We start from the raw sequence: 364 nt of genomic DNA, 5'->3' as shown, positions 1-364 counted from the left end.
ACGGCCGGTGAGGCCGCCGACGAGCTCGATGATTCCCGCCGCAGCCGCCCACAGCAGCAGGGTCAGGTGGAAACGGGCATCCGCGGATCCGGGAAGCACGAAGACGAGCACGGCTGCCGCGAGATGGACGAGCCCGAGGAGGACCCGCATGGTCTCGGCCCCGCGCACGATCGTCTCGGCGACGAAGTAGGCGACCATCGCCGCGAGGAAGCCCGCGAGCGCCGCCTCGGCGAATTCGCCCGGACGGTTCTGCACGAACGTCACGACGATGGCGGCAACGGCGGAGATGAGCGCTCGAACGATCATCAGTACGCGCGCGGCACGGCGCGAAACGTGGCGTGTAGGCATGCTTTTCCTTTGCAGG

General features: G+C 68.4%; 1 protein-coding gene. It reads right to left on the bottom strand.

The features are described 5' to 3' along the window. Positions 1-348, bottom strand: a 348-nt coding sequence (locus SB754_RS19465) for a hypothetical protein (protein ID WP_410784047.1), incomplete at its 3' end; no start/stop codon positions are given. Between the last annotated feature and the right edge of the window lie 16 nt (positions 349-364).

Origin of the sequence: Leifsonia sp. SIMBA_070, assembly GCF_046534635.1 — a bacterium.
Classification (GTDB): domain Bacteria; phylum Actinomycetota; class Actinomycetes; order Actinomycetales; family Microbacteriaceae; genus Leifsonia.
This window is presented reverse-complemented; position numbering and strand designations above follow the sequence as displayed.